Here is a 20266-nt window from a genome sequence, read left to right as displayed (position 1 = left end):
TCACATCCTGAACAGGCCGAAGCGCGGCCCTTTCGGGATCGGCGCGTTCAGGCAGGCGGAAAAGGCAAGGCCCAGCACATCCCGCGTTTGGCGTGGATCGATGATGCCGTCGTCCCAGAGGCGGGCGGTGGCATAATAGGGGTTGCCCTCGGCCTCGTAGCCGGCGCGGATCGGCGCCTTAAAGGCTTCCTCCTCTTCAATAGGCCAATTCTCACCGCGCGCCTCCATGGAGTCTCGGCGTATGGTGGCAAGCACGGAGGCCGCCTGTTCGCCGCCCATCACACTGATGCGGCAGTTCGGCCAGGTGAAGAGGAAGCGCGGGCGATAGGCGCGGCCGCACATGCCGTAATTGCCGGCGCCGAAGCTGCCGCCGATGATGACGGTGACCTTCGGCACGGTTGATGTTGCAACCGCCGTCACCAGCTTTGCTCCATCCTTGGCGATGCCGCCGGCCTCATAGCGGCCGCCGACCATGAAGCCGGAAATGTTCTGCAGAAACAGCAAAGGTATGCGGCGCTGGCAGGCGAGCTCGATGAAATGTGCGCCCTTCAACGCGCTTTCGGAGAAGAGAACGCCGTTGTTGGCGATGACGGCGACGGGCATGCCCCATATGCGAGCGAAGCCGCAGACCAGCGTGGTGCCGTAGAGCGGCTTGAACTCATGCAGTTCCGAACCATCGACGATCCGGCCGATGACCTCGCGCACATCATAGGGCGAGCGCACATCATCCGGGATGAGGCCGCAGAGATCCTCGGCATCGAGTTTCGGCGGCTGTGGCTGCTTGAGGTCGATATCGATTGATTTCACACTGTTGAGAGTGGCTGCGATATCGCGAACGAGCAGCAGTGCATGTTCATCATTCTCGGCGACATGATCGACGACGCCCGAGCGGCGGCCATGGGTTTCGGCGCCGCCGAGCTCTTCGGCCGAGATGATCTCGCCGGTCGCGGCCTTCACCAGCGGCGGACCAGCCAGGAAGATCGTGCCCTGATTGCGCACGATGACCGTTTCGTCGGACATGGCGGGCACATAGGCGCCGCCTGCGGTGCAGCTTCCCATGACGCAGGCGATCTGCGGAATGCCTTCGGCCGACATCTGGGCCTGGTTGTAGAAGATCGCGCCGAAATGGTCGCGGTCGGGAAAGACTTCGGCCTGATGCGGAAGATTGGCGCCGCCGCTATCGACCAGATAAAGGCAGGGCAACCGGTTCTGCATGGCGATCTCCTGCGCCCGCAGATGTTTCTTCACCGTCATCGGGAAATAGGCGCCGCCCTTCACCGTCGCATCATTGGCGACGATCATCACCTCGCGGCCGGAAACGCGGCCGATGCCGGCGATGATGCCGGCGCCCGGTGCCTCGTCATCATGCATGCCGTTGGCCGCCAGCGTACCGATCTCCAGGAACGGGCTGCCGGCATCGAGCAAAAGCTGGATGCGATCGCGGGGCAGCAGCTTGCCCTTACCGGTATGGCGCTCGCGTGCTGTCTGCGATCCACCTTCGCGCGCTTTCGCCGAACGGTCGTGGAGCTCGTCGATCAGGGCTTTGTTCTTGCTGGCATTGGCCTTGAAGGTCTCGCTGTCGCGGTCGATCGCAGTCGAAATCACCGTCATGATGCGATGAGCTCCCGGCCGATGAGGTAACGGCGGATCTCGTTGGTACCGGCGCCGATATCGTAGAGCTTGGCGTCGCGCAAAAAGCGTTCGACCGGCCATTCCTTGGTATAGCCGGCGCCGCCGAGCGCCTGGATCGCCTCCAGCGAGACCTTCACGGCATTTTCGCTGGCAAAGAGGATTGCAGCAGCTGCATCCGTGCGCGTCGCGCGGCCGGCATCGCAGGCGCGGGCGACGGAATAGACATAGGCACGCGCCGAATTCAGCGCCACATACATATCGGCGATCTTGCCCTGCATCAGCTGGAAATCACCGATCGCTTTGCCGAACTGTTTGCGATCGCGCACATAGGGTAGCACGACGTCGAGGCAGGCCTGCATGATGCCGAGCGGTCCGGCGGCAAGCACGGCGCGCTCGTAGTCGAGGCCGGACATCAGGATCTTCACGCCTTCTCCCTCCCGGCCCATCAGCGCCTCGGCCGGCACCGCGCAATCCTCGAAGACCAGTTCGGCCGTGTCGCTGCCGCGCATGCCGAGCTTGGAGAGTTTCTTGGAGACGCTGAAACCGGGCAGGCCCTTTTCGATGATGAAGGCGGAAATGCCTTTCGGGCCGGCTGCGGGATCGGTCTTGGCATAGACAACAAGCACATCGGCATGCGGCGCGTTGGTGATCCAGAACTTGGTGCCGTTCAGAATATAGCGGTCGCCCCTTTTCTCGGCACGCAACCGCATGGAGACGACATCGGAACCGGCGCCGACCTCCGACATGGCGAGCGAACCGACATGTTCGCCGGAGATCAGCTTCGGCAGGTGGCGGCGCTTTTGTTCCGGCGAGGCCCAGCGGCGGATCTGGTTGACGCAGAGATTGGAATGGGCGCCGTAACTGAGCCCCACGGAGGCCGAGGCGCGCGAAACCTCTTCCATGGCGACGACATGATCGAGATAACCGAGACCGGCGCCGCCGAATTCTTCCTCGACGGTGATTCCGTGCAGGCCGAGCGCGCCCATCTCAGGCCAGAGCTGGCGTGGAAATGTGTTGCTTTCGTCGATCTCCGCCGCCAGCGGAGCAATATGATCGGCGGCAAACCGCGCCGTCGTTTCACGGATCGCGTCCGCGGTTTCGCCGAGCGAAAAATCAAACATGGCACTCCTCCCGCTGAAATATGTAGCGCGGGTTGCGGCAGGGTCAAAGTGCCCTTGATTGCGATGGCTCATCCAATTGCGAGAGAGCTTCCTCCCGGCGAAAGGTTTCGGGACTCTTATCCATCCATTTCCGGAAGGCCCGGAAGAAGGCGCTCGGCTCGGAATAGCCGAGCTGCACGGCAATCTCACCGATGGTCATCGGCGTGTTCAGCAGCAGTTCGACGGCGAGATCCCGGCGGATGTCGTCCTTGATGGCGGCATAGCTTTGTCCCTCGTCGTGCAGGCGGTGGCGGAGCGTGGAGGGCGGCATTCGCATATCGGCGGCAAGCTCGGTAAAGCGCGACCAGGCAGCCGGCGTGGCCAGATTCAGGCGCCGGCGGACGGCGGCGGCGATACCGGCATCATAGCGATAGCGTACCAGAATATTGGCGGGCGCGCCGCGCAGGAACTGTTTGAGCGCCTGTTCGCTGCGCGCCACCGGCAGGTCGAGCAGGGCGCTGTCGAAGCCGAGCCGGCTGATGGTTTGCGAGAAACGCACTGGCGCGCCAAAGAAGAGCCGATAGTCGGCGCCTTGTTTGGGCTCCGCGCAACGAAAATCGACGAGCCGGATCGGAATGCGCCGGCCGACCAGCCAGCAGGTGATGCCGTGCAGGATGATCCAGTAGGTGCGATAGGCGAAGGCTGAACGCGGGCCGCCGGCATCCGTGAGCTCGACCTCGGCCAGACCGTCGCGGATGACGAGCCGTCCCCTGGGATCGTCGAGCACGACATCAAGGAAACGCAGCGCCCGGCGGAGCGCCTGACCCAGCGTTGGCGCATGCAGCACGCAATGGCAGAGCAGCGTGAAGCTGCCGCCGCGCATCGGTCGGCCGCCCATACCGAAGAATTCGTCGTCGAGCTCGGCGGCGATTGCCAGCCAGAGCGCACCATAGGTTTCGGCCGACACCGGTTGATCGACCAGCGGCGGCAGCCCCACACGCGCAAGAATAGGCTCTGTCGGCTTGTCCAGCCGCCGCAGGCTGTCGAGAGCCTCCTCGACAAAGGCCGGTGCAATCATGCGTCGCTCGATTTCGGCCATCGCGCCCTCTCTATGGCAAAACTGTCCGAAATAATGGAGCAGTTCTGTCATCGCTTGCAATAGGCCGACGGAATAGAATCCTGTCATTCGGCTGAGCCTGGAGGAGGCGCGGCCGGCAGGAGGAACAGGTCCATGCTGATCCGAGGTGCAAGTTTCATCGTGACCGGCGGCGGTTCCGGCCTCGGCGCTGCAACAGTGCGCATGCTTGTGGAGGCGGGCGGACGGGTGACTATCGCCGATCTCAACTCGGAAGCCGGTCAGGAAATCGTCCGGGAATTCGGAAGCGATGCCCGTTTCGTCAAGGCCGACGTGAGCGATGGCGAGGAAGGGGCGGTGGCGGTTGCCGCTGCCGTCGCAGCCTTCGGCGACTTGCGCGGATTGGTGAATTGCGCAGGCGTCGCACCGGCCGAAAAGGTGGTCGGCCGCGACGGGCCGCACCGGCTGGAGAGTTTTGCCCGCACGGTGAGCATCAATCTCATCGGCACATTCAACATGATCCGGCTGGCAGCGGCAGCGATCCAGAATGCCGAACCGGATGCGGAAGGCGAACGCGGCGTCATCGTCAATACGGCCTCGGTCGCCGCTTTCGACGGCCAGATCGGTCAGGCAGCTTACGCCGCCTCCAAGGGTGGGGTGGCGGCGATGACCTTGCCGATCGCCCGCGAGCTTGCCCGTCACGGCATTCGCGTGGTGTCGATCGCACCCGGCATTTTCGAGACGCCGATGATGGCTGATATGCCGGCCGAGGTTCAGGCAGCACTCGGCAAGAGCGTGCCCTTTCCGCCGCGGCTCGGCCGACCGGCGGAGTTTGCCGGGCTGGTGCGCCATGTCTTGGAAAACAACATGCTGAACGGCGAGGTTATCCGCCTCGACGGCGCATTGCGGATGGGCGCGCGGTGAGCGCGTTGCCCAGAGGAGGAAACATGACATTGCAGGATCCCATCGTCATCGTCGGTGCGGCGCGCACCCCGATCGGCAGCTTTCAGGGAGAGCTGAAGGAGGCGACAGCGCCGGAACTCGGAGCAACGGCGATCCGCGCGGCGCTGCAGCGGAGCCGTGTCGAAGCCGAGGCGATCGAGGAGGTTGTCTTCGGCTGTGTACTGCCGGCGGGGCAGGGGCAGGCGCCGGCGCGGCAGGCGGCGATCCATGCCGGCCTGCCCTTCGCCACCGCGGCGAGCACCGTCAACAAGATGTGCGGCTCAGGCATGAAGGCCGTGATGATGGCGCATGACCTGATCGCCGCCGGCAGCGCTTCTGTGGCGGTTGCAGGTGGCATGGAAAGCATGACGAATGCGCCCTATCTCCTTGACAAGGCCCGTGGCGGCTACAGGCTCGGCCATGGGCGTGTCGTGGATCACATGTTCCTCGACGGGCTGGAGGATGCTTATGACAAGGGGCGCTTGATGGGCAGCTTCGCAGAGGATTGCGCCGAGGCCTATCAGTTCACACGTGAGGCGCAGGATAATTACGCCATCGCCTCGCTGACGCGGGCGCAGAAGGCGATTGCGGAAGGCTGTTTCGAAAGCGAAATCGTGCCTGTCACGGTAAAATCGGGTAAAGCCGAGCAGGTGGCGAGCCGCGATGAACAGCCCGGCAAGGCGAAGCTCGACAAAATCCCGACGCTGAAGCCCGCCTTCCGCGAGGGCGGCACGGTGACCGCCGCCAATTCCAGCTCGATCTCCGATGGCGCGGCAGCCCTGGTGCTGATGCGCCGCTCCGAGGCAGAGCGTCGCGGCCTGAAGCCGCTTGCCACTATCCTTGGCCATGCCACGCATTCACAGGCGCCCAATCTTTTTGCCACGGCACCGATCGGCGCGTTGCAGAAACTGTCCGATCGCACCGGCTTGCCGCTGTCGGAGGTTGATCTGTTCGAAATCAACGAGGCTTTCGCCGTCGTCGCCATGGCGGCGATGCGCGATCTCAACCTGCCGCATGAAAAAGTGAACGTGCATGGCGGCGCCTGCGCGCTGGGGCATCCGATCGGCGCATCGGGGGCTCGCATCCTGGTGACGCTGCTTGCAGCACTGGAGCGATACGACCTGAAGCGCGGCATGGCCGCGCTCTGCATCGGTGGCGGCGAGGCGACCGCCGTTGCCATCGAACGGCAATAGGAGAGGGAGAGAACAGATGATCCTTTCCGACCTCCAGCAGCAAATCTCAGATCTCGCCCGCGATTTTGCCCGCGACCGGCTGGCGCCGGGGGCAGCCAAACGCGACCGGGAGCATCTCTTCCCACGCGAGGAATTGAAGGAAATGGGTGAACTCGGGCTGCTCGGCATGCTGGTGCCGGAAGCCTATGGGGGATCGGATACGGGTGTGATTGCCTATGCGGCGGCGCTTGAGGAAATTGCCGCGGGCGACGGACCGTGTTCGACGATCATGAGCGTGCATAGCTCCGTCGGCTGTGTGCCGATCCTGAAATTCGGTACCGAGGAGCAGCGGCAGCGCTTCCTGGCGAAACTTGCCAGCGGCGAATGGATTGGCGGCTTTGCGCTGACCGAGCAGCAGGCCGGTTCCGATGCCTCGAACCTGAAGACCCGGGCGCGGCGTGACGGTGACCACTACGTGATCGACGGCTCCAAGCAATTCATCACCTCGGGCAAGAACGGCAATGTCATCATCGTCTTTGCCGTTACCGATCCCGATGTCGGAAAGAAGGGTATCACCGCCTTCATCGTGCCGACGGATACACCGGGCTACGAGGTGATCCGCGTCGAGGAAAAACTTGGACTGCATTCCTCCGATACCTGCCAGATCGCCTTCAACAGCATGCGCATTCCGGCAGAACTCAGGCTCGGTGCGGAAGGTGAGGGCTATCGCATCGCACTCGCCAATCTCGAGGGCGGACGGATCGGCATTGCGGCACAGGCCGTCGGCATGGCGCGGGCGGCCTTCGAGGCGGCGCGCGACTACGCCAGGGAGCGCACGGCCTTCGGAAAGCCGATCTTCGAGCACCAGGCCGTTGCCTTCCGCCTTGCCGATATGGCGGTGCGGATCGAGGCGGCGCGGCAGCTCGTTTTTCATGCCGCGTCCCTCAGGGAGGCCGGGCTGCCCTGCCTGTCGGAAGCTTCGATGGCGAAGCTCTTTGCCTCCGAGATGGCCGAGCGCGTCTGCTCCGACGCGATCCAGATCCATGGAGGTTATGGCTACATGGCGGACTATCCGGTCGAGCGCATCTACCGCGATGTGCGCATCTGCCAGATCTATGAAGGAACAAGCGACGTGCAGCGCATGGTGATCGCCCGCAATCTATAAGAACCACATCCGGCCCTGCTTCCGGAGGGGGGAGAAAGGCCGCCAAAGGGAGGAAAGAAAAAGCATGGTGGATTCCGCTCGGTTGAGCCTGCATGTTCCCGAACCCGCCGTTCGCCCCGGTGGTCAGCCAGATTTTTCCAACGTCAAGATTGCCAAGGCCGGCTCCGTGCCGCGGCCGGAGGTGGATGTCGCATCCGAAGATATCCGCGACCTCGCCTATTCCATCATCCGTGTTTTGAATCGCGAGGGCGAGGCGGTCGGTCCCTGGGCAGGGTCGCTCTCCAATGAGGCGTTGCTGACCGGGCTTCGCAACATGATGAAGCTGCGCGCCTTCGACGCCCGCATGCTGATGGCGCAGCGGCAGGGCAAGACCTCCTTCTACATGCAGCATCTCGGCGAAGAGGCCGTCAGTTGCGCCTTTCGCAAGGCGCTCGAGAAGGGAGATATGAATTTCCCGACCTATCGCCAGGCAGGGCTGCTGATTGCCGACGACTATCCGATGGTCGAGATGATGAACCAGATCTACTCGAACGAGAGCGATCCCCTGCGCGGCCGGCAATTGCCGATCATGTATTCCTCCAAGGAACACGGCTTCTTCACCATCTCGGGTAATCTCGCCACCCAATATGTGCAGGCCGTCGGTTGGGCGATGGCCTCGGCGATCAAGAACGACAGCCGCATTGCCGCGGCCTGGATCGGCGACGGATCGACGGCGGAATCGGATTTCCACTCGGCGCTCGTCTTCGCTTCGACCTACAAGGCGCCGGTCATTCTCAACATCGTCAACAATCAGTGGGCGATCTCCACTTTTCAGGGCATCGCCCGCGGCGGTTCCGGCACTTTCGCGGCGCGGGGCCTTGGCTTCGGCATTCCGGCGCTGCGTGTCGACGGAAACGACTACCTCGCCGTCCATGCCGTCGCCCGCTGGGCGGCCGAGCGCGCGCGGCGCAATCTCGGCCCGACGCTGATCGAATATGTGACCTATCGCGTCGGCGCGCATTCGACCTCCGACGATCCGAGCGCCTATCGGCCCAAGACGGAATCGGAGGCCTGGCCGCTCGGCGATCCCGTGCTGCGGCTGAAGAAACATCTGATCGTCAAGGGCGCTTGGTCGGAGGAGCGGCATGTGCAAGCCGAAGCCGAAATCATGGACGAGGTGATCGAGGCGCAGCGCCAGGCCGAGGCGCATGGCACGCTGCATGCCGGCGGCAGGCCCTCGGTGCGTGACATTTTCGAGGGCGTCTATGCCGAGATGCCGCCGCATATCCGCCGCCAGCGGCAGAAGGCGGGGTACTGACATGTCCAGAATGACGATGATCGAGGCCGTGCGCAGCGCCATGGACGTGTCGATGGCACGCGACGACAATGTCGTCGTTTTCGGCGAGGATGTCGGCTATTTCGGCGGTGTCTTCCGCAGCACACAGGGCCTGCAGGCAAAATACGGCAGAACGCGCTGCTTCGATACGCCGATCAGCGAATCCGGCATCGTCGGTACGGCGATCGGCATGGCTGCCTACGGGTTGAAGCCCTGTGTCGAAATCCAGTTCGCCGATTACATGTATCCGGCCTATGACCAGCTGACGCAGGAGGCGGCGCGCATCCGCTACCGTTCCAACGGCGATTTCACCTGCCCGATCGTCGTGCGCATGCCGACAGGCGGCGGTATCTTCGGCGGCCAGACGCACAGCCAGAGCCCGGAGGCGCTTTTTACCCATGTCTGCGGGCTGAAGGTGATCGTGCCCTCCAATCCCTATGACGCCAAAGGCCTGCTGATCGCGGCGATCGAGGATCCCGACCCGGTCATGTTCCTGGAGCCGAAGCGGCTCTATAACGGCCCCTTCGACGGCCATCACGAGCGGCCGGTGACGCCCTGGTCGAAACACGAGCTCGGAGAGGTGCCGGACGGCCATTACACCATCCCGATCGGCAAGGCCGAAGTGCGGCGCACGGGATCGGCGGTGACGGTCGTTGCCTACGGCACCATGGTGCATGTGGCGCTTGCCGCGGCCGAGGATGCCGGCATTGATGCCGAGGTGATCGATTTGAGAAGCCTGCTGCCGCTCGATCTCGATACGATCGTCAAATCGGTCTCGAAGACGGGACGCTGCGTCGTCGTGCATGAGGCAACCCTGACATCCGGCTTCGGCGCCGAAGTCGCGGCGCTGGTGCAGGAACATTGCTTCTATCATCTCGAAGCGCCGGTCGTGCGCGTTGCCGGCTGGGACACGCCCTATCCGCATGCGCAGGAGTGGGACTATTTCCCCGGTCCCGGCCGTGTCGGGCGGGCGCTTGCCGAAGTCATGGAGGCCTGAGCCGTGGGCGAATTCATCATCAAGATGCCTGATGTCGGGGAGGGGGTCGCTGAGGCCGAGATTGTGGAGTGGCACGTGAAGACGGGAGATCCCGTCCGCGAGGATATGGTGGTCGCCGCCGTCATGACCGACAAGGCCACCGTGGAAATTCCGTCTCCCGTCAATGGCATCGTCACCTGGCTTGCCGGCGAGGTCGGAGACCGCATCGCGGTCAAGGCCCCGCTGGTGCGGATCGAGACGGCGCGAGAGATTGGCGAGGCTCAGCCCATGCAGATCTCGCAGACGCCGATTGCCGAAACGCCCAGAGCCGAGATTGCAAAACCTGCTCCGGCAGCGCCAGCCCCTGCGCCAGCGCCAGTGCCGGCGGCGGCGCCGGCGGAAAAGCCGCTTGCCGCTCCCTCCGTGCGGCTCTTCGCCAGGGAAAGCGGTGTCGATCTCAGGCAGGTGCAGGGGACAGGGCCGGCCGGGCGTATCCTGCGCGAGGATATCGAGCAATTCCTAACCCCTGGAACCGCTCCCGCGGCGGTCAAGAATGGTTTTGCCAAGAAGACGGCGACCGAGGAGATCAAGCTGACCGGCCTGCGCCGCCGCATCGCCGAGAAGATGGTGCTTTCCGCCTCGCGCATCCCCCACATCACCTATGTGGAGGAGGTGGATATGTCCGCGCTTGAGGAGTTGCGCGCCACAATGAATGGCGATCGCAAGCCTGATCATCCGAAGCTGACGGTTCTGCCCTTCCTGATGCGGGCGCTGGTCAAGGCCATTTCCGAGCAGCCCGACGTCAACGCCACTTTCGACGACGATGCCGGCATCATCACGCGCTATAGTGCCGTGCATATCGCCATCGCCACGCAGACGCCGGCCGGTCTGACCGTGCCGGTGGTGCGGCATGCAGAAGCACGCGGCATCTGGGATTGCGCCGCCGAGATGAACCGGCTGGCGGAAGCGGCGCGCTCGGGCACTGCGACACGCGATGAGCTTTCCGGCTCCACCATCACCATCAGCTCGCTCGGTGCGCTCGGCGGCATCGTCTCGACACCCATCATCAATCATCCCGAGGTGGCGATCGTCGGCGTCAACAAGATCGCCACACGACCGGTCTGGGACGGCACGCAGTTCGTGCCGCGCAAGATGATGAACCTCTCCTCCAGCTTCGATCATCGCATCATCGACGGCTGGGATGCGGCAAACTTCGTGCAGCGCATCCGCACGCTGCTCGAAACGCCAGCGCTCATTTTTATCGAAGGCTGAGATCCATGAAAGAGATCGTCTGCAAGCTCCTCGTCATCGGCGCCGGTCCGGGCGGTTATGTCTGCGCCATTCGCGCCGGGCAGCTCGGCATCGATACTGTTATCGTCGAGGCCGGCAAGCCGGGCGGCACCTGCCTGACGGTCGGCTGCATTCCCTCCAAGGCGTTGATCCATGCGGCCGAGGAATTCGACGCGACGCAAAAGATGCTTGCCGGAAAAAACCCGATGGGCATCCGCGTCGAAGGCGCCTCGATCGATCTCGGCAGGACGATTGCCTGGAAGGACGGGATCGTCGGCCGGTTGACGACCGGTGTTTCGGGGCTGCTGCAGAAGGCGCGGGTCAAGATCGTTCACGGCCGAGCCCATTTCCGCGACGGCAAGACGGTGGAGGTGGAGACCGAAACCGGCCAGCAGATCATCCGCGCCGAGACCGTGGTGATCGCTACCGGTTCCGATCCGGTGGAGCTTGCGAACCTGCCTTTCGGCCACCGGGTGATTTCCTCGACGGAGGCGCTGTCGCTGACGGAGCTGCCGAAAAAGCTCGTCGTGGTCGGCGGCGGTTATATCGGGCTGGAGCTCGGGACCGCCTTTTGCAAAATGGGGTCCGATGTGACGATCGTCGAGGCGACGCCACAGGTGCTGCCGCAATATGATGCCGAGCTGGTGCGGCCCGTCATGCGCAAGCTGACCGAAGGCGGTATCCGGGTGTTGACGGGTGCGAAGGCGATCGGCCTTGCCGACAATGGCGAGGCGTTAATCGTCGAAACGGCTGATGGCCGCCAGCAGTCCCTGCCGGCGGACCGCATTCTCGTCACCGTCGGCCGCCGCCCAAGAACCGCAGGATCCGGTCTCGAAGAGCTCGATCTCGATCGTGCTGGCCCTTATCTGAGGATCGACGATCGTTGCCGCACGTCGATGCGCGGCATCTATGCGATCGGCGACGTGACCGGCGAGCCGATGCTCGCCCATCGGGCCATGGCGCAAGGGGAGATGGTGGCGGAAATCATCGCCGGGAAGAAGCGGGCCTGGGACAAAAGATGCATTCCCGCCATCTGCTTCACCGATCCGGAGATCATCAGCGCCGGCCTGTCGCCGGCGGAAGCGCAGGCGCAAGGTTATGAGATTCGCATCGGCCAGTTTCCGTTCAGCGCCAACGGGCGGGCGATGACGATGCTATCCGAAGAGGGCTTTGTGCGCGTCGTGGCCCGCGCCGACACCAATCTCGTGCTCGGCCTGCAGGCGGTGGGAGCCGGAGTCTCCGAGCTCTCGGCAGCTTTTGCGCTGGCCATCGAGATGGGTGCACGCTTGGAAGATATCGCCGGCACCATCCACGCGCATCCGACCCGCGGCGAAGCTGTCATGGAGGCGGCGCTAAAAGCTTTGGGAAGCGCCCTGCATATTTGAGTTACGCCCGGGTCCGGTGAAAATCCGGGAAGGCGTCGTGCTCGGGCGAAGGATCTTGTTTGATTCATCCATGTCGACCAAGCGACAAGGCGCCTCTCTATTGGTTGCCATATGTATAATTTACCCGCTTTACGTGTAAATCTGGCATAATCAACATTATGGAACTAGGGGGCTGGAATGCCGCCCTATGCTGCTGCCGTCGTCCGATGCGGGGGCACTCGTCTCGCGCAGCTGGAACTGATCGATCAACTGGAGGAGTATCCTCGTCTCGTCGGCAAGTTCTCCCTGAGCTTAAGTCCAAGAATGAAACCCGGGAGGTATTGATCGCCATGAACCGATTCGAACCTGAGACACACCAAATCCCACAGCTCCATCCGAGGCGCGCTAAATTGAATCAGTTGCCCAATCTTCATGGGCGTGGCGAATTCGTATTACAAAAATTGTCTCATCATCTTCGATCCGATAAACGACTAGATGCGCTTTGAAGGGATGAATTCTAACAGGCGGATCAATCTCATCCCGTTCGCGCGCGATGCGTGGATTGACAGCTATCAGATCAAATAACGCGAAAAGTTCATCGTGGTATCGCTTTGCCTGACCTGCCCCGAACATACGGACACCTTGCTCGGCGATCGCAATAATGTCCTCTTCCGCATCGGCAGAAAGCTTAAAACTCATGACTTGCTGGCACGAGCTATCGCCTCAGCAAAGAGTTCATCCTTTGATCGGATGCCGACACCACTTTGGAGCCCGGCCTCGACGAAGCTTTGCATGGCGGCGATCTTGTCGTTTCGCGTCTGGTCGCGTCGGATCAGGTCGCGCACGTAGTCGCTAGCATTAGAATATCGCCCGGTCCTGGCCTGGGCCTCCACCCAATCCTTCATCGGGCCTGGAAGAGATACGTTCATCGTGGCCATTGATAACCTCCATTTGAAGGCAATATAACCGATTTTGGCAAAGTTTGTCAAAGGCTCGAAAGCCTTGAGATGCGCGGACCAGTTCATCTCGATAGCATCAACTTCAATGACTTAGCAGGTCAATCACCTCGCCGTGCTGGGCGGCCAAAGTACCAAAACATGAAAGTCGGGAGACAACGATAAGTCGCATACTTTCAATCTTTCTCACAAAAGTTGTTGCCAGGCGCAATTTATAAGCGCATCGTCATATGCGAGGGCAGCCACGTAAGGGGGCTGACGTTTGGAAGATCATCGTGCTTTCGCCCCTGAGAGCGCGATGACCTGCCAGAATCTGAGTTTATCCAACAAACATTTGTTATCTGCTCTCGCTCCTGAGATCGGCGCCTGCTTGCACCAAATCTGGAGAGAACTCAGCTCAGACTTCACCAGCTTGAGACGGCGCATCACCAAATCGGCTTCGTCCATTTTCTCGAGGCGGGCCTCGGATCGGTTGTGGCAAGCAAAGAAGCCGGTTCGACAGTCGAGATCGGTCTCTTCGGCGGGGATGGCAAGACCGGAACGTCGCCGGTCCAGGGAGATACCGAAACTCCATTTGACCGCTTCGTTCAGATGGGTGGTTCGGCTTACGCATTTTGCCGACGATCTACCTGACTACATGACTACATCTCGCTCGCTTCGTGGATTCATGTCCCTCCAGAACTTTCTGCATTTTTTGGGATTCAGGTCACCAAGATATGCTGACGGTTCTCGCGGCTAGTTCGTACGGGTCTGACAATCACACATCCACAATCGAGGCTCGACCTTCCCATCTAAGGAGTCAGCCGCCATCGACAAATATATCAACTGTGCCAATCGAAACGCTGCCGATGTCACGGCGTGCGGAGCTCTTGCGATCACCACGTCACGCCCATTCCGGCCTGAAGTCGGTCGGAACCCCAAATTTCCAGCGCATGCTTGGAAGGTTGTTCCTGACCACTCGGCTGGGATTACGACATCTATGGCTCTGGTGAAATCGCTTACCACCAAGCTGCTGATGACGGTCTCGTCGATAGCGCTGGTCGGCGCTCTGACGGCAACGGCCGTGTGGGCCGAAGCTGGTGCAGGCGGGAACGCCGGTGGTCCGGGTGGAACGGCCGGCGCGAGCAACAATGGCACAACAGGCGGCCTCGGAGGCGATGGTACCGACAACAGCTTCGGTGGTGCTGGCGGCGGCGGGGGCGGCGCCGGAACCAGCGGGGGCACTGGTGGCACTGGTGGCGACTCAACTCCAAGCTCGGGCGGTTTGGGCGGCGCAGGCGCCGCCAGCGCGGGAGCGGTCGGGGCGGTCGGCACAGTCGGTGCTGTCAACGGCGGTGGTGGTGGCGGTGGTGGCGGCGCGCATGGTTTTGTCGACCCGGCATTGCCCATAATAGGAGCAACGGGCGGCGTTGGAGGAGCCGGTGGGGCGGCTCCAGGAAGCGGCGGTGGCGGTGGCGGCGGCGCGGGCGGCTTTGGAGCTGTCAACACGGGAGCCGTTGGAACGCTCGGCGTCGGGGTTACCGGTGGCGCGGGTGGCGTGGGCGGCGCGTCTGTGAACGCTTTCGGCGGGGGCGCCGGCGATGGCGGCGTCGGTCTTTCTCTCATCGGCGGCACCGCCCAGTCTTTTATCATCAATGCTGGCATTACGGGCGGAGCCGGGGGCGCTGGTGGCGCGGGCATCGTTGGCGGGGCAGGCGGAGATGGCGGCATCGGCTTGCTGGTCAGTGGTGGAGGCACCACGACATTGACCATCGGGGCGGGCATCACCGGAGGCATCGGCGGCGCCGGTGGCCTAGGCTTTTCTTTGGGAGCCGCAGGCCCCAGTGGGACCGGCATCGTCGGCCAGAACCTTGCGATTACCATGGGTGGGGCCGGTCTGGTCACAGCCGGTGCCGGGGCCAATGCGATCACCTTTACCGGCGGAGCCAATAGCCTCACCTTTGCCAATGCGACCTCCGGTTTGATCGGCGCCCTCTCGGTCACGGGCGGTCTGGATTTCGATCAGTCGAGCGTCGATACAACCGTGGCCAACACTATCTTGGGAAGCGGCTCGATCACCAAGACGGGCACGGCCCTGATCACGCTCACCGGCGCAAACACCTATGGCGGCACGACCACCGTCAATTCGGGCCAATTGCGCGCAGCATCAGTCGGCGCGCTTGGCGCCTCGACCGGGGCGCTCGTCGTCAATGGCGGCACTCTGGATATCGACGTCGCACAGGCCAAGGCAAACTTATCGGGGACTGGCGGAACCATTAATCTGGACGCCGATCTGACGATCGCCCAATCGCTTGCCCAGACCTATGCCGGTGTGTTCACCGGAACTGGCGGTTTTATCAAGAATGGTGCGGCCGACCTGACCGTCAGCGGCGATAGTTCCACCTTTACCGGCGCCCTTACGGTCACCGCCGGCGGGCTCCTTGTCAACAATACCGTCGGCACGTTTGGCGCTGCTACAAGTGAAATCTCTGTCGATGCCAGTGCGACGCTGGGCGGCAACGGCATGATTGGCGGCACTGTCCTGATCGGGGATGGCGCGACGTTATCGCCGGGCGCTCTCGACACGGAGCCAGGCACCCTCGCGATCCTGGGAGATCTCTTCGTCTCCAGCGGGTCGATACTCGATTACGATCTGGGCCAGGCCTATACGGTCGGCGGTGCTTTCAACGACCTGGTCACAGTTGGCGGTGATCTCACGCTCGACGGCACGCTCAATGTGACAGCATCGGCGGGGGGCATATTCGATCCCGGCATCTACCGCCTTATCAGTTATACCGGCACGTTCACCGATAACGGCCTGACGATCGGCACGATCCCAGCTCCTGGCTCGTACGTGCAGACCTCGATTGCCAATCAGGTCAACTTAGTCAACACGCAAGGCCTGACGCTGAGTTATTGGGACGGCACTACCATACCCAGGAACAACGGCGTGGTGGATGGCGGGACCGGCACTTGGCAGTCCTCCGCGGGCAATGACAACTGGACGGAGGGCACTGGCGCGCTTAACGGATCTTACCAGGATGCAAGCTTCGCGATCTTCGCCGGCACGCCAGGCACAGTGACGGTCGACAACAGCCTTGGAGCCGTCGATAGTTCTGGCATGCAGTTCGCCACTGATGGCTATCAGCTCGTTGGCGGGGTGATCATCCTGTCGGGCTCCCCCTCGTCCATCATTCGCGTCGGCGACGGCACTGTTGGCGGCGCAGCCATCAGTGCAACCATCGACTCCGAACTCACCGGCGCGTCGCAACTGGTCAAGACCGATCTCGGCACCTTGGTCTTGGGCGGCACCAACAGCTATACTGGGGGAACGGCGATCGAGGGCGGCACCCTGACCATCGCGGACGACCTCAATCTCGGCGCTGCCTCCGGCAACCTTGTGCTTGACGGAGGCACGTTGCGCACGACTGCCGATATCGCCACAGCCCGCACGCTCGCCATGTCCAGCAGCGGCGGATTGCTGACCGATGCCGGCACGACGCTGACTTTAAACGGTGCCGTTTCGGGCGCCGGCAGTTTCGACAAAGCTGGGAGCGGCACGTTGATCATTGCCGGCGCCGCCTCCCATACGGGCGGTACGACGATCAACGCCGGCACCGTGCAGGTCGGCAATGGCGGCACAACCGGCAGCCTGGCAGGCAATGTCGCCAATGCCGGCGTTCTCGCCTTCGATCGCTCGGACGATTCGATCTTTGCCGGCGCCACAAGCGGTGTCGGCAGCCTGGTGCAACGCGGCTTGGGCACCACAGTACTGACTGGAGCCAATACCGTTACGGGCGGCAGCATCATCAACTCTGGTGCTTTGCAGATCGGCAATGGCGGCACGTCGGGCAGCCTGGCCGGCAATGTCAGCAATGCCGGCATTCTCGCCTTTGGCCGGTCGGACGCCATGAGTTTCAATGGCGTCATCTCCGGCATTGGCCAAATCCGTCAGCTGGGGACCGGCATGACCACGCTGACGGCGAACAGTTCGTCATTCGTAGGACAGACCCGCATCTCTGCGGGCATATTGTCCGTGAATGGTCAATTGGGCGGCACATTGACCGCCAGTGGCGGCACCCTGATGGGAAACGGCACGGTCGGCACGACAACCAATGAAGCCGGCGGCTTGATCGCACCCGGCAATTCTATCGGTACGCTGATCATCAACGGCAACTACATCGGCACAGGTGGCAATCTGGAAATCGAAGCCGTGCTGGGCGGCGACAGTTCGCCGGCCGACAGGCTGATCGTCACCGGCGATACGGCCGGTGTTACCAGCGTCGACGTCATCAACCTTGGCGGCATCGGCGCCCCGACCATTGAAGGCATCAAGATCGTTGATATCGGCGGAGCATCGAATGGCACCTTCGCGCTCTTGGGCAGCTATGTATTCGAGGGCGAACAGGCCGTCGTGGCTGGTGCCTATGGTTATCGACTCTACAAGGATGGCGTCAGCACGCCGGCCGATGGCGACTGGTATCTGCGTTCGGCGCAGCTTGATCCCTCGATCCCGGGCATCCCAACTGTGCCGCTTTACCAGCCAGGCGCCCCCGTCTACGAGGCCTATGCCAATGTATTGCAGAGTTTCAATAGCCTCGAGACAATGCGCCAGCGCGTCGGCAACCGGTCCTGGACGAGCGACGTCGTCGATAACGGCACCCTGCCTGACGCGGCCGCGTCACGAAGCGGCATCTGGGGCCGGATTACTGGTAGCCATCTACGCATCGACCCCAAAACGTCGACGACCGACGCGGCCTTTGATGTCGACATCTGGCAGCTCCAGGCAGGAGCCGATGGGCTGCTCGATGACGGGACGGCCGGCCAACTGACCGGCGGCGTTTGGGCGCGTCATGGCACGCTTGCGGCCGACATCACCTCCCCGTATGGGGCCGGCAGCATTAGTGCGACCGGCTATGGTGTGGGTGCGACGCTGACATGGCAGGCCGAAACTGGCTTCTATCTCGATGCGCAGGCCAATCTGACTTGGTACGACAGCGACCTGTCGTCGACGACCGCGGCCACGAGCCTCGCCTCGGGCATAGATGGCTTTGGCTATGCATTGGGATTGGAAATGGGCCAGGAGATCGCGCTCGGGGCCAATTGGTCGATCACTCCCCAGGTGCAATTGGTCCATTCAGCAGTCGACTATGAAAATTTCACCGATGCCTTCGGAGCCTCCGTGTCGCTGCTAGACGGCGATAGCCTTAAGGGGCGATTGGGTATCTCCGCCGACTACCAGACCGCCTTGACCGACGCCTCCGGTCAAACCAGCCGCTTACATGCCTATGGCATCGCCAATATCCACTATGAGCTCCTCTCCGGCGCGCAGACGGATCTCGCCGGGGTAAAACTCACCAGCGAGGAAGAGCCGCTTTGGGGCGGCGTCGGCGTCGGCGGCAGCTATAGCTGGGCCGACGACAAATACGCACTCCACACCGAAATGACAGTCAATACCAGCCTGGGCAATTTTGGCGACAGCTATCATGTAACTGGCACGGCGGGGTTCAGGGTCAGGTTCTGAGCGCCTGATCCATCCCAGAAATGTGCCTTTCAAGAATTGCGCCCGGTGAGGACTGAATTTCACCGGGCCATCCCAGGCCCTTCGGATCAGTTTGAAGATCGGCCGTTCAGCCCCACTTCATTTCTCCCTTGGCAACCTTGGAGCCGATGTCGAGCGCAACGCCCATGCCGAGACCGGGGAAGCGGGCTTCCATGGCGGCCTTCAGCGCCGCGGAATCGGCGGCCTTGGCGAGTTCTTCCTCGAAAGCGAGCAGATAACTCTTCGTGTATGCGACGGCGGACAGATCGGTTGCCGCTTCCGGCATCATGTGGCCGGGAACGACAATCGTTGGCTTTCGGGCGCTGATCTTGTCGAGGGTGGCCACCCAAGCGGCACGCTGTTCCGGAGCCTGGGTGTCGGCCGTCCACACGTGGACGCCGGAGAAAATCATGACGCCCCCGAAAACAGCGTTCAACGACGGCACGAACAGGTACCGGCGATTGCTTAACCCTGCTTCGGCCGCGACAATCTCGACGGTTTCACCATCGACTGTGAGGCTTGGAGCGTCGAAGGCTTCCGGCATGACGATGTCTGCAAGGGTCTGCGGGCCGTTCTCCTTGAGCTGCGGCCCCCAAACGGCAAGCTTTTTCTCGACGTTGCCCTTGATCGCTGCAATCGTATCGGAAGCGGCCAGCACTTTTGTGCCGGGAAAGGCTTCGAGGACCGGCTTGAGGCTGAAGTAATAGTCCGGATCGGACTGGCTGATATAAATCACGGTCAGCGTCTTGCCGGTGGCCTTGATGGCCTCCGCCAGGGCACGGCCGTCGGGATAGCTGAACCCGCCATCGATCAGCAACGCTTCGCTGGGGCCGGTCAGCAGCACCGGAGCGCGAAAGAAGCCATTCTGACCGGCGGGGAAGTGCTTCCAGGCCAGCTTTGATCCGGCCGCGTTGCCGAGACCGGCAGGCGCAAAAACGGCAACGGCGCCGGCTGCGAGGGTGGTTTTCATGATTTCTCTCCTTGAATACATGGTTGTCTCCGATGATCGCCAGTTTCGATTTTCTGCTGCCGTCAGTGTTGACCCGGCAGGCTTTGTCGGTAGTTCATGGAACGGTCTGCTGAAAATGAACGATCACGCCGCCTGAAGCTCGGCAGCAAGTCGGTCAAAGCCGCCGAACAAGGCATCGCCGCGCACCACGCGGCGCTTATCGCCGTCGCTGACCAAAAGCGCGGGGACACCATCCATCCGGAATGCAGCCATGAGTTGGCGGGACTTCCCGATCCTGTTGCGATAGATTTCGAGCAGAGCCTCGTCCGGAGCCCGGACACGAGCGGCGGAATCGGCAAAGCCGGCCTGATCGAGAACGTCGGCCACGACAGCGATCTCCGAGGTGTTGCGGCCGTCAACATAACGGGCGATTTGAAGTGCCTTCAGAGCTTCGCGCTCTTTGCCGCGTTGCCTTAGCCCGACCGCAATGATTCCGAGCGTCGCAGGGGCGGAGTCGAACATACTGGCTGCGCCCGCGAGAACCTGATCGCGATAGAGCTGGCTGAAGACCTGTCCCGTGAGCCGGTTGATCCGCTGGTCATTATGCCAGGCATAGGCTGCGAAACGTTCATCCACCGGACGCGCGCCTTCGCCCGCGAAGAGCCCGGTGGGCGCAAGCTCGACGGTGAGATTGTCAAGCTTGGCCATTTTGTCGAGCGCGGGCGCCGCACCATAGCACCAGCCGCAAAGCGGATCGTAGAGATAGGTAAGATGCATATCGGACCATCCTTGAAGCGATGGACAACAGA

16 protein-coding genes are annotated in these 20266 nt (G+C 62.4%); 9 read left to right on the top strand and 7 right to left on the bottom strand.

The genetic code is table 11. The features are described from left to right. The 3 genes from ELH03_RS32050 to ELH03_RS32040 are packed head-to-tail and all read right to left on the bottom strand — an operon-like array spanning position 1 to position 3882. Complete coding sequence (locus ELH03_RS32050; protein ID WP_130767362.1) at positions 1–1611, bottom strand: carboxyl transferase domain-containing protein; 1611 nt, start codon at positions 1609–1611, stop codon at positions 1–3. Then, positions 1608–2753 (bottom strand): isovaleryl-CoA dehydrogenase, encoded by a 1146-nt coding sequence (locus ELH03_RS32045; RefSeq protein WP_130767361.1) that lies wholly within the window; start codon positions 2751–2753, stop codon positions 1608–1610. The genes ELH03_RS32050 and ELH03_RS32045 overlap by 4 nt, the downstream gene beginning before the upstream one ends. Positions 2754–2796: 43 nt before the next feature. Then, positions 2797–3882 carry an AraC family transcriptional regulator gene (locus tag ELH03_RS32040; protein ID WP_128411113.1) on the bottom strand — a complete coding sequence of 362 codons (1086 nt, stop codon included), beginning with the start codon at positions 3880–3882 and terminating at the stop codon, positions 2797–2799. Between the two features lie 81 nt (positions 3883–3963). On the opposite strand from ELH03_RS32040, the gene ELH03_RS32035 reads away from it, so the two are divergent. The 7 genes from ELH03_RS32035 to lpdA all read left to right on the top strand — a co-directional run bounded on the left by ELH03_RS32035 (position 3964) and on the right by lpdA (position 12052). After that, positions 3964–4731 (top strand): 3-hydroxyacyl-CoA dehydrogenase, encoded by a 768-nt coding sequence (locus tag ELH03_RS32035; RefSeq protein WP_130767360.1) that lies wholly within the window; start codon positions 3964–3966, stop codon positions 4729–4731. A gap of 23 nt (positions 4732–4754) precedes the next feature. Then, positions 4755–5942, top strand: a complete 1188-nt coding sequence (locus ELH03_RS32030) for an acetyl-CoA C-acyltransferase (protein WP_128411070.1) — start codon at positions 4755–4757, stop codon at positions 5940–5942. Between the two features lie 16 nt (positions 5943–5958). Then, complete coding sequence (locus tag ELH03_RS32025) at positions 5959–7086, top strand: acyl-CoA dehydrogenase family protein (RefSeq protein ID WP_130767359.1); 1128 nt, start codon at positions 5959–5961, stop codon at positions 7084–7086. A gap of 64 nt (positions 7087–7150) precedes the next feature. Continuing rightward, entirely contained in the window at positions 7151–8383 is a 1233-nt protein-coding gene (locus tag ELH03_RS32020) for a 3-methyl-2-oxobutanoate dehydrogenase (2-methylpropanoyl-transferring) subunit alpha (RefSeq protein ID WP_128411068.1), read from the top strand. Between the two features lies 1 nt (position 8384). Continuing rightward, positions 8385–9398, top strand: coding sequence for an alpha-ketoacid dehydrogenase subunit beta (locus ELH03_RS32015; protein ID WP_128411067.1), 1014 nt, complete (start codon positions 8385–8387; stop codon positions 9396–9398). Positions 9399–9401: 3 nt separating this feature from the next. Continuing rightward, positions 9402–10649 carry a dihydrolipoamide acetyltransferase family protein gene (locus ELH03_RS32010; RefSeq protein ID WP_128411066.1) on the top strand — a complete coding sequence of 416 codons (1248 nt, stop codon included), beginning with the start codon at positions 9402–9404 and terminating at the stop codon, positions 10647–10649. Positions 10650–10654: 5 nt separating this feature from the next. After that, positions 10655–12052 carry a dihydrolipoyl dehydrogenase gene (lpdA, locus tag ELH03_RS32005; RefSeq protein ID WP_130767358.1) on the top strand — a complete coding sequence of 466 codons (1398 nt, stop codon included), beginning with the start codon at positions 10655–10657 and terminating at the stop codon, positions 12050–12052. Positions 12053–12436: 384 nt separating this feature from the next. Here lpdA and ELH03_RS32000 read toward each other — a convergent pair whose 3' ends face one another. Then, positions 12437–12730 (bottom strand): type II toxin-antitoxin system RelE/ParE family toxin, encoded by a 294-nt coding sequence (locus ELH03_RS32000; RefSeq protein WP_128400767.1) that lies wholly within the window; start codon positions 12728–12730, stop codon positions 12437–12439. Beyond that, a complete protein-coding gene (locus ELH03_RS31995; protein ID WP_128400766.1) occupies positions 12727–12969 on the bottom strand; it encodes a type II toxin-antitoxin system ParD family antitoxin in 243 nt (80 codons plus the stop codon). The genes ELH03_RS32000 and ELH03_RS31995 overlap by 4 nt, the downstream gene beginning before the upstream one ends. Positions 12970–13966: 997 nt before the next feature. On the opposite strand from ELH03_RS31995, the gene ELH03_RS31985 reads away from it, so the two are divergent. Then, positions 13967–18490: an autotransporter outer membrane beta-barrel domain-containing protein gene (locus ELH03_RS31985; protein WP_165420550.1), complete on the top strand. Its 4524-nt coding sequence runs from the start codon at positions 13967–13969 to the stop codon at positions 18488–18490. 106 nt (positions 18491–18596) lie between these two features. Here ELH03_RS31985 and ELH03_RS31980 read toward each other — a convergent pair whose 3' ends face one another. Continuing rightward, the gene (locus ELH03_RS31980; protein ID WP_164902034.1) at positions 18597–19499 is read right to left on the bottom strand and encodes an MBL fold metallo-hydrolase; all 903 of its coding nucleotides are present in this window, start codon (positions 19497–19499) and stop codon (positions 18597–18599) included. On the opposite strand from ELH03_RS31980, the gene ELH03_RS37625 reads away from it, so the two are divergent. Next, positions 19477–19614: a hypothetical protein gene (locus ELH03_RS37625; protein ID WP_165420545.1), complete on the top strand. Its 138-nt coding sequence runs from the start codon at positions 19477–19479 to the stop codon at positions 19612–19614. The two genes, ELH03_RS31980 and ELH03_RS37625, sit on opposite strands and share 23 nt — an antisense overlap. Here ELH03_RS37625 and ELH03_RS31975 read toward each other — a convergent pair. Beyond that, positions 19602–20234, bottom strand: a complete 633-nt coding sequence (locus ELH03_RS31975) for a DsbA family protein (protein WP_128400764.1) — start codon at positions 20232–20234, stop codon at positions 19602–19604. The two genes, ELH03_RS37625 and ELH03_RS31975, sit on opposite strands and share 13 nt — an antisense overlap. Between the last annotated feature and the right edge of the window lie 32 nt (positions 20235–20266).

The organism is Rhizobium beringeri, from assembly GCF_004306515.1.
Classification (GTDB): domain Bacteria; phylum Pseudomonadota; class Alphaproteobacteria; order Rhizobiales; family Rhizobiaceae; genus Rhizobium; species Rhizobium beringeri.
The sequence above is the reverse complement of the archived record's forward strand: the minus strand, read 5'-3'. Positions and strand labels throughout refer to the sequence as shown.

Bases quoted from the DNA above. Each gene is read 5' to 3' on its own strand.
- ELH03_RS32035 (WP_130767360.1), top strand. From the start codon at position 3,964: ATGCTGATCCGAGGTGCAAGTTTCATCGTGACCGGCGGCGGTTCCGGC.
- ELH03_RS32045 (WP_130767361.1), bottom strand. From the start codon at position 2,753: ATGTTTGATTTTTCGCTCGGCGAAACCGCGGACGCGATCCGTGAAACG.
- lpdA (WP_130767358.1), top strand. From the start codon at position 10,655: ATGAAAGAGATCGTCTGCAAGCTCCTCGTCATCGGCGCCGGTCCGGGC.
- ELH03_RS32050 (WP_130767362.1), bottom strand. From the start codon at position 1,611: ATGACGGTGATTTCGACTGCGATCGACCGCGACAGCGAGACCTTCAAG.
- ELH03_RS32025 (WP_130767359.1), top strand. From the start codon at position 5,959: ATGATCCTTTCCGACCTCCAGCAGCAAATCTCAGATCTCGCCCGCGAT.
- ELH03_RS31985 (WP_165420550.1), top strand. From the start codon at position 13,967: ATGGCTCTGGTGAAATCGCTTACCACCAAGCTGCTGATGACGGTCTCG.
- ELH03_RS31995 (WP_128400766.1), bottom strand. From the start codon at position 12,969: ATGGCCACGATGAACGTATCTCTTCCAGGCCCGATGAAGGATTGGGTG.
- ELH03_RS32030 (WP_128411070.1), top strand. From the start codon at position 4,755: ATGACATTGCAGGATCCCATCGTCATCGTCGGTGCGGCGCGCACCCCG.
- ELH03_RS37625 (WP_165420545.1), top strand. From the start codon at position 19,477: ATGATTTCTCTCCTTGAATACATGGTTGTCTCCGATGATCGCCAGTTT.
- ELH03_RS32000 (WP_128400767.1), bottom strand. From the start codon at position 12,730: ATGAGTTTTAAGCTTTCTGCCGATGCGGAAGAGGACATTATTGCGATC.
- ELH03_RS32040 (WP_128411113.1), bottom strand. From the start codon at position 3,882: ATGACAGAACTGCTCCATTATTTCGGACAGTTTTGCCATAGAGAGGGC.
- ELH03_RS31980 (WP_164902034.1), bottom strand. From the start codon at position 19,499: ATGTATTCAAGGAGAGAAATCATGAAAACCACCCTCGCAGCCGGCGCC.
- ELH03_RS32015 (WP_128411067.1), top strand. From the start codon at position 8,385: ATGTCCAGAATGACGATGATCGAGGCCGTGCGCAGCGCCATGGACGTG.
- ELH03_RS31975 (WP_128400764.1), bottom strand. From the start codon at position 20,234: ATGCATCTTACCTATCTCTACGATCCGCTTTGCGGCTGGTGCTATGGT.
- ELH03_RS32020 (WP_128411068.1), top strand. From the start codon at position 7,151: ATGGTGGATTCCGCTCGGTTGAGCCTGCATGTTCCCGAACCCGCCGTT.